Source organism: Pseudomonas putida (assembly GCF_050990305.1).
In the GTDB taxonomy this organism is placed as follows: domain Bacteria; phylum Pseudomonadota; class Gammaproteobacteria; order Pseudomonadales; family Pseudomonadaceae; genus Aquipseudomonas; species Aquipseudomonas putida_AH.
Window position 1 is genome coordinate 4,863,441 of the sequence record NZ_CP158817.1, and the last position, 15,178, is coordinate 4,878,618.

The 15,178-nt window shown below is 57.5% G+C and carries 13 protein-coding genes; 1 reads left to right on the plus strand and 12 read right to left on the minus strand.

All coding sequences use genetic code 11. The annotated features are described in order from the left end of the window. Positions 1–30: 30 nt before the first annotated feature. Both ABTV22_RS21890 and ABTV22_RS21895 read right to left on the minus strand, forming a co-directional pair. Complete coding sequence (locus ABTV22_RS21890) at positions 31–483, minus strand: PaaI family thioesterase (protein ID WP_433736554.1); 453 nt, start codon at positions 481–483, stop codon at positions 31–33. Then, positions 480–956, minus strand: a complete 477-nt coding sequence (locus tag ABTV22_RS21895; RefSeq protein ID WP_433736555.1) for a PaaI family thioesterase — start codon at positions 954–956, stop codon at positions 480–482. Before ABTV22_RS21895 ends, ABTV22_RS21890 begins: the two co-directional genes overlap by 4 nt. A gap of 160 nt (positions 957–1,116) precedes the next feature. Between ABTV22_RS21895 and ABTV22_RS21900 the strand changes: the two genes are divergently transcribed. Continuing rightward, complete coding sequence (locus tag ABTV22_RS21900) at positions 1,117–1,362, plus strand: hypothetical protein (protein WP_433736556.1); 246 nt, start codon at positions 1,117–1,119, stop codon at positions 1,360–1,362. Positions 1,363–1,441: 79 nt separating this feature from the next. Here ABTV22_RS21900 and ABTV22_RS21905 read toward each other — a convergent pair whose 3' ends face one another. From ABTV22_RS21905 to sdhA, 10 genes are all read right to left on the minus strand, one after another. Beyond that, positions 1,442–1,843, minus strand: coding sequence for an MAPEG family protein (locus tag ABTV22_RS21905; RefSeq protein WP_433736557.1), 402 nt, complete (start codon positions 1,841–1,843; stop codon positions 1,442–1,444). Next, on the minus strand, positions 1,843–2,580 hold the full coding sequence (locus ABTV22_RS21910; RefSeq protein WP_433736558.1) for a DUF599 domain-containing protein: 738 nt from the start codon (positions 2,578–2,580) through the stop codon (positions 1,843–1,845). The genes ABTV22_RS21905 and ABTV22_RS21910 overlap by 1 nt, the downstream gene beginning before the upstream one ends. 245 nt (positions 2,581–2,825) lie before the next feature. Continuing rightward, a complete protein-coding gene (gene brnQ / locus ABTV22_RS21915) occupies positions 2,826–4,139 on the minus strand; it encodes a branched-chain amino acid transport system II carrier protein (protein WP_433736559.1) in 1,314 nt (437 codons plus the stop codon). Between the two features lie 415 nt (positions 4,140–4,554). Further along, positions 4,555–5,436 (minus strand): succinate--CoA ligase subunit alpha, encoded by an 882-nt coding sequence (gene sucD / locus ABTV22_RS21920; RefSeq protein WP_007931513.1) that lies wholly within the window; start codon positions 5,434–5,436, stop codon positions 4,555–4,557. After that, positions 5,436–6,602, minus strand: a complete 1,167-nt coding sequence (gene sucC, locus ABTV22_RS21925; RefSeq protein WP_433736560.1) for an ADP-forming succinate--CoA ligase subunit beta — start codon at positions 6,600–6,602, stop codon at positions 5,436–5,438. Before sucC ends, sucD begins: the two co-directional genes overlap by 1 nt. 197 nt (positions 6,603–6,799) lie before the next feature. Continuing rightward, on the minus strand, positions 6,800–8,236 hold the full coding sequence (gene lpdA, locus ABTV22_RS21930) for a dihydrolipoyl dehydrogenase (RefSeq protein WP_433736561.1): 1,437 nt from the start codon (positions 8,234–8,236) through the stop codon (positions 6,800–6,802). 97 nt (positions 8,237–8,333) lie between these two features. Continuing rightward, positions 8,334–9,554, minus strand: a complete 1,221-nt coding sequence (odhB, locus tag ABTV22_RS21935; RefSeq protein ID WP_433736562.1) for a 2-oxoglutarate dehydrogenase complex dihydrolipoyllysine-residue succinyltransferase — start codon at positions 9,552–9,554, stop codon at positions 8,334–8,336. Between the two features lie 42 nt (positions 9,555–9,596). Further along, complete coding sequence (locus ABTV22_RS21940) at positions 9,597–12,428, minus strand: 2-oxoglutarate dehydrogenase E1 component (RefSeq protein ID WP_433736563.1); 2,832 nt, start codon at positions 12,426–12,428, stop codon at positions 9,597–9,599. 261 nt (positions 12,429–12,689) lie between these two features. Beyond that, the gene (locus ABTV22_RS21945) at positions 12,690–13,394 is read right to left on the minus strand and encodes a succinate dehydrogenase iron-sulfur subunit (RefSeq protein WP_007959035.1); all 705 of its coding nucleotides are present in this window, start codon (positions 13,392–13,394) and stop codon (positions 12,690–12,692) included. An 11-nt stretch (positions 13,395–13,405) separates the two neighbouring features. After that, complete coding sequence (gene sdhA / locus ABTV22_RS21950; protein WP_433736564.1) at positions 13,406–15,178, minus strand: succinate dehydrogenase flavoprotein subunit; 1,773 nt, start codon at positions 15,176–15,178, stop codon at positions 13,406–13,408.

Genomic DNA, 15,178 nt, shown 5'->3' on the forward strand with positions numbered 1-15,178 from the left:
GCGGGTTGTCATCAGAGTTGGGGGCACCGTTCAGGATTTCAAGGGCTCCTCGAGCTTGAAATGCGCCCGTGCGGTGGCAATGGGTTCACCTTCGGTGGTTTGCCACGCCGTAATCGCCACGTTGGCCACTCGACGCCCCTGACGGCACACCTGGCAACAGGCCCAGGTATCGCGGAACTGCCCGGCGCGTAGGTAATCGAGGGAAAAGTCGATAATTTTCGGGACGCCCGGCGAACCGGTAGCAATCAACAGGTGCAGCGCGGCGGACAACTCCATGAAGCCGGCAATCACGCCACCATGGATAGCGGGCAACAACGGGTTGCCAATGTTGTCCTTGTTGGCCGGCAGGCGAAACAACAATTCATCCCCCACACGCGAACATTCGACGCCAATCAGCGCGGCGTAGGGAATCAGCTGCAGCAACGAGGCATAGTCACCCTGCTCATGGGCTTTCTGGAGTTGCTCCTGGAGTCCGTCAGTCATTGCGCACCTCCGGCGATAGCGCCACCAAAGCCTTTAGTGCCCTTGATGCCCTTGCCCATGCGCATGAAGGTCCCCACCACATGAGCAATCGGTTGCTCGGGATCGTCCTGATAGGCAAAGCCGCGTGCAAAGATCACGTCAGTGGTCACCCGGTAGCATTGGGCGAAACCGTAGACATCTTTATGCGGTTCGGCGGCATGCATGTAGTCGATCCGCAGGTCCAGGGTCGGGCAGACTTCGAATTCCGGCAGCACGCAGAGCGTGGACATGCCGCAGGCGGTGTCCATCAGCGTGGTCAGTGCCCCGCCGTGAATCACACCGGTTTGCGGGTTACCGATGATTTGCGGGCTATATGGCAGAATCAAGGTGAGCCCTTCGTTGCTGGCACTGTGAATGCGCAGCCCCAGGACCTGACAATGTCGCAGCGCGGATAGAAATCGCGTTGCGCGCTCAAAAACGGGGTTTTCGGCCATTTGATAAGAACTCTTGATTTATTGGCTGACAGCGCAGTAATGACAATTGAAAAAGTTCCACGTTAGAACAAACTTATATATCTGAATGATAGGTGGAACTTAACCCTGATGGCGGCGCTCGAAAGGCCAGTAAGATATTTTTCATCAGGAGAAACACCCCATGCGTAAGACTTTAGCTATTGCCTTGATGTTGACCGCTTCCCTCGGTCTCGCCGCCTGCGATAAAAAATCCGAGGACAAAGCTCAAGACGCAAACCAACATGCTGAACAAGCCCAGCAAAAAATGAACGAAGCTCAGGATAAAGTGAACGAAGCGGCGAAAGAAAACGCCGAAGCCGCCAAAGATCAGGCTGAATCGAACGAAGCAGCGGCAAAAGAAGCCGCGCCGGAAGCACCTAAGAACTAATACGGTTTTTAGCGTGACAAAAGAAAACCCGCCAAGTGCGGGTTTTCTTTTATCTGCGAATTTGTTTGCCCGTTCAGCGTTAGAGCAAAATCGTTCGAAAAGTCGGACTAATCATCAGCAACAGCGAACAGATTAAACCCACCAGCCAAACCAGGCTGCGCTGCCAGGCGAGATCTTTCCAGTAACAGACCAAGTAGATAACACGCGTAATCACGAAGATGATTGCCAGCCAATCGATGAGCCATCCCGACGTCTGTCTGGTATGCGCCATCAACACACCGACCGCAAACAATATGAACGCTTCGAAACTATTCTGGTGTGCCGCCACCGCTCGTGCGCCCAAGCCGGTGAGTTGCGCCTGTTGTTGGCGCGGCAAATGATTGTTATAGCCACCCTGCTCTTTCATGGCCGTGGTAACGGGCATGCGCGCCACGTAGATCAGTACGGCACTGATAAACACACACCAGAAGGGAATACTCATCAAGCAGCCTCTTTACTCACCTCGGGCAACGGCGCCTCTGTAGGGGTATAGACCATCACGTCGAGAACGTCTGAGTGAAACTCCCGGCGATACAACACAAACACCACCCCGGCACTCATCAACATGAACAACCAGGGGCTGACGAACCATGCAAGCATGGACATGCCAAAGTAATAAGAGCGCAGGCCAAAGTTGAATTGGTTGGCGGCCATGGAGATGACACGGGCTGCCCGAGAGGCAAAGGCCTTACGCTCCTGCTCAGACACCTGGCGTTCGCCGATCATCGGTGCCGAGCCCACCAGAATGGCGGCAAAGTTGTACTGACGCATACACCAACTGAACGTAAAGAACGCATAGACGAACACCAGCGCCAGGCACAACAACTTGATTTCCGACATGCCTTGGGAAGCCTGCTGCACCATCGGAATATCCGCCAGCAACGACACCGCTCTTTCGGAAGCCCCCAACACCGTAAGAATGCCCGCAAGAATAATTAGCGTGCTGGAAGCAAAGAAGGATGCATTGCGCTCCAGATTACCGATCACGCTGGCGTCGGCGATGCGGTTGTCACGCAGCAGCATGCGGCGCATCCAGTCTTCCCGATAAAGGTGCAAAACGCTGGCAAGGCACGCGGTATCTCGACCTTTCCATGTCGCATAACGGGTGTAACCGCCCCAACAAATAACAAACCAAAGCGCGGCAAGAAGGTGGATCAGGTTGGCTTGGATGAATGACATGCAATTCCCTGTGAGACGTAGGCTGTGTAGGAGCGATGCTTGCTCGCGATTGCGGTGTATCAATCAACAGATGCGTTGAATGTTAGTGCGCCATCGCGAGCAAGCATCGCTCCTACAGGTAGAGCTTCGACGTTAGCTTAAGGAAAAAGACACTGCCTCACGCCCATAAAAAATGCCCCGTATCGATTGATACGGGGCATTTCTATTTTACTCGCAGGCCCGCTTGTGACAGGCCGCGCAAGCTTTTAAGCCAGTGCTTCTTCGCGCTTGCCCAGCAGGCGATCACAGACCACGGCGACCACCAGGGTCATCACCGAAGGTACCAACCACGCCAGGCCCTGCTCACTGAGCGGCAAGTGAGCCATTTGCGTCGGCATCCAGTCCGCCAGGCCCGCACCCTTGAGGGCATCGATCAGACCGAAGATGAACGACACCAGCATCACCGGACCTACGATACGGCCCTGCTCATGCCAGAAATCCTTGCAGAAGCTCAGGGCAACCAGGGCGATGCACGGCGGGTAGATCGCGGTCAGGACCGGGATCGAAAACGCGATCAGTTTGGTCAGGCCCAGGTTGGACACCAGCAGGGAGAACGCCGCGAGGATGATCACCAGAGTCTTGTAAGACAGTGGCAGTACGCGACTGAAGTACTCGGCGCAGGCACAGGTCAGGCCTACAGCCGTTACCAGGCACGCCAGGGAGATCAGCACGGCTAGGAATCCGCTGCCCAGGGAACCGAAGGTGTGCTGTACGTAGGCATGCAGCACTGCCGCACCGTTGGTCGCGCCGACAGCCACTTCATGGCTGCCCGAACCCAGACGGAACAGGCTGATGTACACCAGTGCCAGACCGACGCCGGCAATTAGACCGGCAATGATCGCGTAACGGGTGATCAGCGCCGGTGATTCGACACCGCGCGAACGAATGGCGTTGACGATCACGATACCGAATACCAGCGCGCCGAGGGTGTCCATGGTCAGGTAACCATTGATGAACCCCTGGGAAAACGGTGCCGCAACGTATTCAGGCGTGGCCTGGCCAATATCACCCGCCGGCAAGGCGAATGCGGCGATGCCGAGCACAGCCAGGGCAATAATCTTCAGCGGTGCGAGGAAACGTCCTACGGTATCCAACAGGCGACCCGGATACAGCGAGATGAAGAACACCAGCAGGAAATACACCGAACTGTAGAGAAAGAGCGCCAGTGGGCTTTCGCCGGTCAGGGGCGCCAGCCCCACTTCGAAAGACACGGTTGCGGTACGTGGCGTGGCAAACAGAGGGCCGACGGCAAGATAGCAAGCGGCAGCCAGCAGGCCACCGGCAACTTTGCCGATCGGGCTGCTCAGCGCATCCATGGCGCCACCGACCTTGGCCAGCGCAACTACGGTGATGACCGGCAACCCTACCGCCGTGACCAGAAAGCCCAGCGCCGCCATCCAGACATTAGGCCCGGACTGCAAACCGACGATAGGCGGGAAGATGATGTTGCCGGCCCCGACGAACAGGGCAAACGTCATAAAACCAAGTGCCAGGATGTCCTGACCTTTCAACACTTTCATTAAGGAAATACCACACTACTGAATCGGAATTTAGAGAGGGGTTTCCCTTATGGTTGAGGGAAATGCAGTCGGTCCGTATGGGACTGACCCGTTAAGCGCGCAGCTGCCTTGTGGGCGGCGGACGCAAAAATGGCGAGTAGCCTAACGAATTTGGCCGATAAACGCACTGTTAGAGGGCGAACATTCCGATACACGACACTTTCGTGTCGCGTTTTCGCATGTAAATGGTGTGAGCCTGTAAGTACGTCTTCGCGGGCAAGCCTCGCTCCTACAGATATAAATCCTGCAAACGCCTCATCCTGTAGGAGCGAGGCTTGCCCGCGAAGAGGCCGTCATTGACTACATCAATCCCGGAAACGACAAAGGCCACCTGAAGGTGGCCTTTGTTTGGTGAAGCGTCAGCTAAGCGCGAAGCTTACTTGACAGCCCAACCAGTCAGCTCGGCCAGGGCCTTGCCGATGTCTGCCAGCGAACGCACGGTTTTTACGCCTGCGTCTTGCAGAGCAGCGAATTTCTCGTCTGCAGTGCCTTTGCCGCCAGAGATGATTGCGCCAGCATGGCCCATGCGCTTGCCCGGAGGAGCAGTCACACCAGCGATGTAGGAGACAACCGGCTTGGTCACGTTTGCCTTGATGTAGGCAGCCGCTTCTTCTTCAGCCGAACCGCCGATCTCACCGATCATCACGATCGCTTCGGTCTTCGGGTCTTCCTGGAACAGCTTCAGGATGTCGATGAAGTTCGAACCCGGAATCGGGTCACCACCGATGCCGACGCAAGTCGACTGACCAAAACCGGCGTCAGTAGTCTGCTTAACAGCTTCGTAGGTCAGGGTGCCGGAACGGGAAACGATACCGACCTTGCCTGGCAAGTGAATGTGACCTGGCATGATGCCGATCTTGCATTCGCCTGGAGTGATCACGCCTGGGCAGTTAGGGCCGATCAGGGTAACACCCAGCTCGTCGCACTTAACTTTCGCGTCCAGCATGTCCAGGGTAGGAATGCCTTCGGTGATGCAGACGATCAGCTTGATGCCGCCGAAAGCAGCTTCCAGGATCGAGTCCTTGCAGAAAGGAGCTGGAACGTAGATCACGCTGGCGGTGGCGCCAGTGGCAGCTACAGCGTCTTTCACGGTGTTGAACACTGGCAGACCCAGGTGCTCGGTGCCGCCTTTGCCTGGAGTTACACCACCAACCATCTTGGTGCCGTACTCGATGGCTTGCTGGGTGTGGAAACTACCTTGCGAACCGGTAATACCCTGGCAGATAACTTTGGTGTCTTTATTGATCAGGACGCTCATTATTTGCCCTCCGCAGCTTTGACAACTTGTTGAGCAGCGTCGGTCAGGCTGGTAGCAGCGATGATGTTCAAACCGCTTTCTGCCAGTACTTTAGCGCCCAGCTCAGCGTTGTTACCTTCAAGGCGAACAACAACCGGGATTTTAACGCCGACTTCTTTCACTGCACCGATGATGCCTTCGGCAATCATGTCGCAACGAACGATGCCGCCGAAGATGTTAACCAGTACTGCAGCGACGTTGGTGTCGGACAGAATGATTTTGAATGCTTCGGTAACGCGTTCTTTGGTAGCACCGCCGCCTACGTCGAGGAAGTTGGCTGGCTTGCCGCCGTGCAGGTTGACGATGTCCATGGTACCCATGGCCAGGCCAGCACCGTTGACCATGCAACCGATGTTGCCTTCCAGCGCTACGTAGTTCAGTTCGAACTTGGCAGCGTGCGCTTCGCGCGGATCGTCTTGCGACGGATCGTGGAAAGTCTTCAGCTTAGGCTGACGGTACATGGCGTTGGCGTCGATGTTGATCTTGGCGTCCAGGCAGTGCAGATCGCCGTCAGCCTTGATCACCAGCGGGTTCACTTCCAGCAGGGCCAGATCGTGATCCTGGAACAGTTTGGCCAGACCAACGAAGATCTTGGCGAACTGAGCAACTTGCTTGCCTTCCAGACCCAGCTGGAATGCCAGCTCGCGACCCTGGAATGGCTGAGCGCCAACCAGTGGATCGATAGTGGCTTTCAGAATTTTTTCTGGAGTGTCGTGAGCGATTTTCTCGATGTCCACGCCACCTTCGGTGGAAGCCATGAACACGATGCGACGGCTCGAACGGTCAACGACAGCGCCCAGGTACAGCTCTTTAGCGATATCAGTGCACGATTCAACCAGGATCTTGGTGACTGGCTGACCATTGGCGTCAGTCTGGTAAGTCACCAGACGCTTGCCCAGCCACTGCTGTGCGAAGGCTTTGGCGTCTTCTTTGTTGCGAACCAGCTTAACGCCGCCCGCTTTACCGCGACCACCGGCGTGGACCTGGGCTTTGACAACCCACTCAGTGCCGCCGATCTTGTCGCAAGCTGCTGCTGCTTCTTCCGGGGTGTCTACCGCGTAGCCTTTGGATACTGGCAGGCCGTACTCAGCGAACAGCTGCTTACCCTGATACTCGTGAAGATTCATGCTTTTTACCGTCTTCGTTAGGTACTGCGCATTCGGTGCTGCACTTGTTCAAGTGCCGCACCACCTGTGACTGCTGCTTGCGTAGCCTTTCCGGATACCCGGTGCAGCTACGCAAGGCTGCGTCCAGCGGACATTCCGCGGTGAGTCTTGCACGCAAGGCTCACGACGGGCCGATACCGCCGTGGTTTCTTATTGTCTTAACGCTTCTTGCGGTTGGCGATGTGGATGGCGCCGCCATTCACTGCCAAAGCAGCTTCGTGCAAGGCTTCAGACAGGGTCGGATGGGAGAAAACCATCATGCCCAGGTCTTCAGCGCTGGTGCCGAATTCCATACCGATCGCGCCCTGCTGAACCAGTTCGGCAGCGCTTGGACCAATCACGTGGACGCCCAATACGCGGTCTGTCTTGGCATCTGCGATGACCTTGACGAAACCACCGGTATCGTTGGCAGCCATGGCACGGCCAGAGGCTGCGAACGGGAAGGTGCCGACGTTAACTTCTACGCCTTCAGCTTTCAAGGCCTGCTCGGTTTTACCGACCCACGCGATTTCCGGGTGAGTATAAATAACCGAAGGGATCAGGTCATAGTTCATCTGAGCCTTGTGGCCCTTGATGCGCTCGACAACCATGATGCCCTCTTCCGAGGCCTTGTGTGCCAGCATCATGCCGCGAACCACGTCACCGATGGCGTAAACGCCCGGTACGGTGGTAGCGCAGTGATCGTCAACGTGCACAAAACCGCGCTCGTCCAGGGTCACGCCACTGTCGGCAGCCAGCAGATCAGTGGTCACCGGGCGGCGACCAACGGCTACGATCAGCTTGTCGAAAGTGATGGACTGTTCGCCGTTGGCATCGGTGTAGTTCACAACGACTTCGTCGCCGTTCACTTTCGAACCGGTCACGCGAGCGCCCAGCTTGATGTCCAGGCCCTGTTTGGTCAGGGTTTTCAGTGCTTCCTTGGACACAGCGGTGTCCGCGGCCATCAGGAAGGTGTCCAGAGCTTCCAGGACAACCACTTCGGAGCCCAGACGCGACCATACCGAACCCAGTTCCAGACCGATCACGCCAGCGCCGATCACGCCCAGACGTTTAGGTACGGTTTGGAATTCCAGTGCGCCAGTCGAATCAACAATGACTTTCTGATCAACCGGAGCCGGTGGAATGTCGATCGGGCGCGAACCTGGGGCCAGAATGACGTTCTCAGCTTCGATGACTTCAACCGAACCGTCCGGCTTGGTGACTTCGACTTTCTTGCCGGCCAGCAGCTTGCCGTGGCCCTGGATCGAAGTAACGCCATTGGCCTTGAACAGGGTGGCGACACCACCGGTCAGGTTCTTGACGATGCCAGCCTTGCGGCCAACCATCGCAGCGACGTCCATTTTGACTTCGCCGGTGGAGATACCGTGGACGTTGAAGCTCTCTTTCGCTTCCTTGTATTTCCAGGAGCTGTCCAGCAGCGCCTTGGAAGGAATGCAGCCTACGTTCAGGCAAGTGCCGCCCAGGGCCAATTTGCCTTCGCCATCGGTGTACTTCTCGATGCAGGCAGTGGAAAGACCCAGCTGTGCAGCCTTGATGGCAGCTACGTAACCGCCAGGGCCCGCGCCGATCACTACAACGTCAAATTTCTGCGACATTCAAAAAATCCTCTTTAGCGAAAAGCTTCAAGCCGCGCGCTGCAAGCCAAGCTGCCTTTTCTTGCAGCTTGAAGCTTGCAGCTCGGGGCTGCTTCTATCAGATATCCAGCAACAGACGAGCCGGATCTTCCAGCAGGTTCTTGATGGTCACCAGGAAGGTTACAGCTTCTTTGCCATCGATCAGACGGTGATCGTAGGACAGCGCCAGGTACATCATCGGACGGATGACAACCTGGCCATTGATCGCCATAGGACGCTGGATGATGTTGTGCATGCCCAGAATCGCAGCCTGCGGCGGGTTGACGATCGGGGTCGACATCATCGAACCGAAGGTACCGCCGTTGGTGATGGTGAAGGTACCGCCAGTCATCTCTTCGATCGACAGTTTGCCGTCACGGGCTTTCTTGCCGAAAGTAGCGATGCCACCTTCGATTTCAGCCAGGCTCATCAGCTCGGCGTTACGCAGAACCGGTACCACCAGGCCACGGTCGCTGGAAACGGCAACACCGATGTCGGCGTAGCCGTGGTAAACGATGTCCGAACCGTCGATCGATGCGTTGACTGCCGGGAAGCGTTTCAGCGCTTCGGTGGCCGCTTTCACGAAGAACGACATGAAGCCCAGGCGTACGCCATTGTGGGACTTCTCGAACAGATCCTTGTACTTCGAACGCAGTGCCATGACTTCGGTCATGTCGACTTCGTTGAAAGTGGTCAGCATCGCCATGTTCGATTGAGCTTCAACCAGACGCTCGGCAACCTTGGCACGCAGACGGGTCATCGGAACGCGTTTTTCAACGCGATCACCGGCAGCGAATACCGGAGCAGCAGCGGCAGGTGCAGCAGCCTTGGCAGGCGCGGCAGCTGGAGCGGCTTTCTTGGCGGCAACGGCTGCAACCACGTCTTCCTTGGTCACGCGACCGCCTTTGCCAGTACCGGCAACGGAAGCGATGTTGATGCCGTTTTCTTCAGCCAGCTTACGAGCAGCCGGTGCAGCAACCGGATCGTCTTCACCTTCGGCGGCTGGAGCAGCCGCTTGAGCAGCAGCCGGAGCGGCAGCGGCAGGCGCCGCGGCAGCAGCGCCGCCTTCTACGATCGAGCCCAGTACTTCGTCGGACAGAACGGTGTCGCCTTCGTTCTTGACGATAGCGCCCAGCACGCCGTCAGCAGTGGCCAGAACTTCCAGTACGACTTTGTCGGTTTCGATGTCGACGATCAGTTCATCACGCTTGACGGCATCGCCCGGTTGTTTGTGCCAGGTGGCAACGGTGCCATCGGCAACCGATTCCGGGAAAGTGGGGGCTTTGATCTCGATAGCCATTATCTGTGGTTCCTTAAATTCGGTTTCAGGTGCGCGAAGGCATTAAACGGTAAAGGCGTCTTGCAGCAGTTGTTCCTGCTGCTCGGCGTGCATCGATGCGTAACCGCATGCTGGTGCAGCAGAAGCCTCACGGCCCGCGTACTCAAGTACGAGAGACTTGTTGAGGTTGCTGATGCTACGGCGCATGTGGTGCTGGCTGCTGTACCAAGCGCCCTGGTTCATCGGCTCTTCCTGACACCAGACGGCATGCTTGGCGTTGGTGTAAGGCGCCAGGACTTCGTTCAAGTCGTCCTCAGGGAATGGGTACAACTGCTCGATACGCACGATGGCGATATCGTCACGGCCTTCGGCACGGCGTTTTTCCAGCAAGTCGTAGTAGACCTTGCCGCTACACAGAACAATGCGCTCGACCTTTTTCGGGTCCAAGGCATCGATTTCCGGGATAACGGTCTGGAACGAACCTTCGGCCAGATCTTCCAGCGTCGAGATGGCCAGCTTGTGACGCAACAGCGACTTAGGAGTCAGGACTACCAGTGGCTTGCGCAGCGGGCGAATCACCTGACGGCGCAGCAAGTGGTAGATCTGCGACGGCGTCGTCGGCATGCACACCTGAATGTTGTGCTCGGCGCACAGCTGCAGGTAACGCTCCAGACGAGCCGAGGAGTGCTCCGGCCCCTGACCTTCATAACCGTGCGGCAGCAGCATGGTCAGACCGCACAGACGGCCCCACTTGTGCTCGCCACTGGTGATGAACTGATCGATAACCACCTGGGCACCGTTGGCGAAGTCGCCGAACTGGGCTTCCCAGATAACCAGGGCGTTTGGCGTGGTGGTCGAGTAACCGTACTCGAACGCCAGCACCGCTTCTTCGGACAGGAACGAGTCGTACAGGTCGAAGCGTGGCTGACCGTCGTACAGGTTCTGCAGCGGAACGTAAGTGCCCGCGTCCTTCTGGTTGTGTAGCACGGCATGACGGTGCGAGAACGTACCGCGGCCGATGTCCTGGCCGGTCATGCGGATCGGGTGACCTTCGAACGCCAGGGTCGCGTACGCCATGGTTTCGGCGTAACCCCAGTTGATCGGCAGGCCGCCGGCTTGCATCTTCTGACGGTCTTCGTAGATCTTGGCGACCTGGCGCTGAACCACGAAGCCTTCCGGAATTTCCAGCAGCTTGGCGGACAGTTCCTGCAAGGTCTTGAGGTCGAAGCGAGTGTCGTGACGCGCGGTCCAGGCGTGGCCCAGGTATGGACGCCAGTCCACGAACAACTCTTTGTTCGGCTCTTTGACCAGGCTCTTGACCACGTGCAGACCGTTGTCCAGCGCGTTGCGGTATTCGTCGACTTTCGCCTGAACACGCGCTGCGTCCATCACACCGCTCTGGGTCAGACGATCGGCATACAGCTCACGTGTGGTGCGCTGCTTGGTGATCTGCTGATACATCAGAGGCTGGGTGCCGCTTGGCTCGTCGGCCTCGTTGTGGCCGCGACGACGGTAGCAGACCAGGTCGATCACCACATCACGCTTGAACTGCATGCGGTAGTCGATGGCCAGCTGGGTCACGAACAATACGGCTTCCGGATCATCACCATTTACATGGAGGATCGGCGCCTGGATCATTTTCGCGACGTCGGTAGCGTACTCGGTGGAACGCGAGTCCAGCGGGTTGCTGATGGTGAAACCGACCTGGTTGTTGATCACGATGTGCACGGTACCGCCGGTCTTGAAACCGCGGGTCTGCGACATCTGGAAGGTTTCCATCACCACGCCTTGACCGGCGAATGCCGCGTCACCGTGGATGGAGATCGGCAGAACTTTCTCACCAGTAGGGTCGTTACGACGATCCTGACGGGCGCGAACCGAACCCTCGACCACTGGCGAAACGATTTCCAGGTGGGACGGGTTGAACGCCATGGCCAGGTGAACTTCACCGCCAGTGGTCATCACGTTGGACGAGAAGCCCTGGTGGTATTTAACGTCACCGGAACCCAGCTCGACCTTCTTCTTGCCTTCGAATTCGTCGAACAGCTCGCGCGGGTTCTTGCCGAAGGTGTTGACCAGCACGTTCAGACGGCCACGGTGGGCCATGCCGATAACGATTTCCTTGGTGCCGTACGAACCGGAACGCTGGATCAGCTCGTCGAGCATCGGAATCAGGCTTTCGCCGCCTTCCAGGCCGAAACGCTTGGTGCCCGGGTATTTGGTACCCAGGTATTTTTCCAGGCCTTCACCGGCAGTCACGCGCTCGAGCAGGTGGCTCTTGATGTCGGCGGAGTACGTCGGACGACCACGCACGCTTTCCAGACGCTGCTGGAACCACTGGCGTTGCTGGGAATCGGTGATGTGCGTGAATTCAGCGCCGATGGTGCGGCAATATGTCTGCTGCAACGCTTCGTGAATTTCGCGTAGGCTCGCTTCCTCTTTGCCGATGAACAGGTCGCCGGCACGGAAGGTCGTATCAAGATCGGCATTGGTCAAGCCGTAATGATTGATCGACAGGTCTGCAGGTGCAGTGCGCTGCCACAGTCCCAGCGGGTCAAGCTGGGCTGCCTGGTGGCCACGCATACGGTAGGCCTGGATCAATCGCAGCACTTCAACTTGCTTCTTCTCGTGCTCACTGCTCACGCTGCCGGCGGAAACCGGTTGGGCGCGGCGCTGGTTCTTTGCCAGCAAGACGAAATGATCGCGAATTGTGGAGTGCGAAACATCGGTGGCAGAGTTGCCATCGGTAGGCAACTTCTGAAAGTAGGTGCGCCACTCTTCTGGCACAGCGTTAGGGTCGTGCAGGTAGAGCTCATAAAGCTCTTCCACATAGGCAGCGTTTCCACCTGAAAGGTGGGCGCTGTTCCACATGCGCTGCATCACGCTTTCTTGCATGCTTGGTCACCCTCGGTTAGGGGAACACCATCGGCGAAGACACCGAGCAAACTTGCAGAAGTCCGAATGCAGCGACCAAAACAAGCCACTTAGGATCACGCTGATAGTCCGGGTACCAGCCCGGATGCCCCTGCTTGTCTCATTTCTTCAAAAGAAGAGCTGCAGCTTTTGGCTGCGACTCTGGTTATAACCATGACGCGGGTTGAAGCCCGCGCCTTGGTCTCTTACGGGTACAGCGGTACTACATTTACAACAGCTGAATCACACGCCGCTGGAAAGCAGCATGTTACGGATGTGACCGATGGCCTTAGTCGGGTTCAGGCCTTTCGGACATACGTTGACGCAGTTCATGATCCCGCGGCAGCGGAATACGCTGAACGGGTCATCCAGCGAAGCCAGACGCTCGGACGTCTTGGTGTCGCGGCTGTCTGCCAGGAAGCGGTACGCTTGCAGCAGGGCAGCTGGACCCAGGAACTTGTCCGGGTTCCACCAGAAGGACGGGCAAGAGGTCGAGCAGCAAGCGCACAGGATGCACTCGTACAGACCGTCGAGCTTTTCACGCTCTTCAGGGGACTGCAGACGCTCGATGGCCGGAGCCGGCGTGTCGTTCTGCAGGAATGGCTTAACCTTCTCGTATTGCTTGTAGAAGATGCTCATATCGACGACCAGGTCACGGATCACCGGCAAACCTGGCAGAGGACGAACGATCAACTTGTTACCTTTTACAACAGCAGACAGCGGCGTGATGCACGCCAGGCCGTTCTTGCCGTTGATGTTCATGCCGTCGGAGCCGCAAACGCCTTCACGGCAGGAACGACGATAGGAAAAACCTTCGTCCTGCTCTTTGATCAGCGCGAGCACGTCCAGCACCATCAGGTCTTTACCACCGGTATCGACCTGGAATTCCTGCATGAACGGCGCAGCGTCCTGATCAGGGTTGTAACGATAAACACTGACTTGCAACATGGCGGTCACCCTTAATAAGTCCGGACTTTAGGTTCGAAAGTCGGAACAGTCTTCGGCGAGAAGTTCACGGCACGCTTGGCAACACGCTTCTCACCCGGGAAGTACAGGGTGTGGCACAGCCAGTTTTCGTCGTCACGGTCTTCGAAGTCTTCACGGGCGTGAGCACCGCGGGACTCTTTACGTACTTCGGCAGCGATGGCGGTAGCTTCAGCCACTTCCAACAGGTTTTGCAGTTCAAGCGCTTCGATACGCGCAGTGTTGAACGCCTGCGACTTATCGTTGATCTTGACGTTGGCGATGCGCTTGCGCAGATCGGCCAGCTGGGCAATACCCTTCTGCATGTATTCGCCAGTACGGAATACACCGAAGTAGTTCTGCATGCAGCTTTGCAGCTCGCGACGCAGGGTGGCTACGTCTTCGCCATCGGTACGGGTGTTCAGTGCATTCAGGCGCGACAGGGCAGCTTCAATGTCGGCTTCGGTGGCGTCGTCGTACTCGATACCGTCGGTCAGCGCCTTCTCCAGGTGCAGGCCGGCAGCACGGCCGAAGACCACCAGGTCGAGCAACGAGTTGCCGCCCAGACGGTTGGCACCGTGAACCGATACGCAAGCCACTTCGCCTACAGCGAACAGGCCTGGGATGATGGTGTCGACGCCATCGGCGTCCTGGGTGATCGCCTGACCATGAATGTTGGTGGCAACGCCGCCCATCATATAGTGGCAAGTCGGAACAACCGGAACCGGAGCAACAACCGGATCGACGTGAGCAAATGTTTTCGACAGTTCGCAGATGCCTGGCAGACGGCTGTGCAGCACTTCCTCGCCCAAGTGGTCGAGTTTGAGCATTACGTGATCGCCATTCGGACCGCAACCGTTGCCGGCGATGATCTCTTTAACCATCGAGCGGGCAACCACGTCACGACCTGCGAGGTCTTTGGCGTTCGGAGCATAACGCTCCATGAAACGCTCGCCGTGCTTGTTGATCAGGTAACCACCTTCACCACGGCAACCTTCGGTCACCAGTACACCGGCGCCGGCAATACCGGTCGGGTGGAACTGCCACATTTCAATGTCTTGTACCGGAACACCTGCACGCAGAGCCATGCCGACGCCGTCACCGGTGTTGATCAGGGCGTTGGTGGTCGAAGCGTAGATACGGCCTGCACCGCCGGTTGCCAGAACAGTTGCCTTGGCGCGGATGTAGGTGGTTTCACCGGTTTCGATGCAGATCGCGATCACACCGACGAACTCGCCTTGACCATTCTTCACCAGGTCGACAGCGTAGTACTCGTTCAGGAACGTGGTACCGGCTTTCAGGTTGCCCTGATAAAGGGTGTGCAGCAGTGCGTGACCGGTACGGTCGGACGCTGCGCAAGTGCGAGCAGCCTGGCCGCCCTTGCCGTAGTCCTTGGACTGACCGCCGAACGGACGCTGGTAGATACGGCCGGTTTCGGTACGCGAGAACGGCAGACCCATGTGGTCCAGCTCGAAAACGGCGGCCGGGCCTTCTTGACACATATATTCGATAGCGTCCTGGTCACCGATGTAGTCGGAACCCTTGACGGTATCGTACATGTGCCAGCGCCAGTCATCGTTCGGGTCGGCCGACGCGATGGCGCAGGTGATGCCGCCCTGTGCCGACACAGTGTGCGAACGGGTCGGGAACACCTTGGTGATCACGGCAGTCTTGTGACCGCCTTGTGCCAGTTGCAGCGCTGCGCGCATGCCTGCACCGCCGCCACCAATAATGATGGCGTCGAAAGAAATCGTTGGAATGTTAGCCAT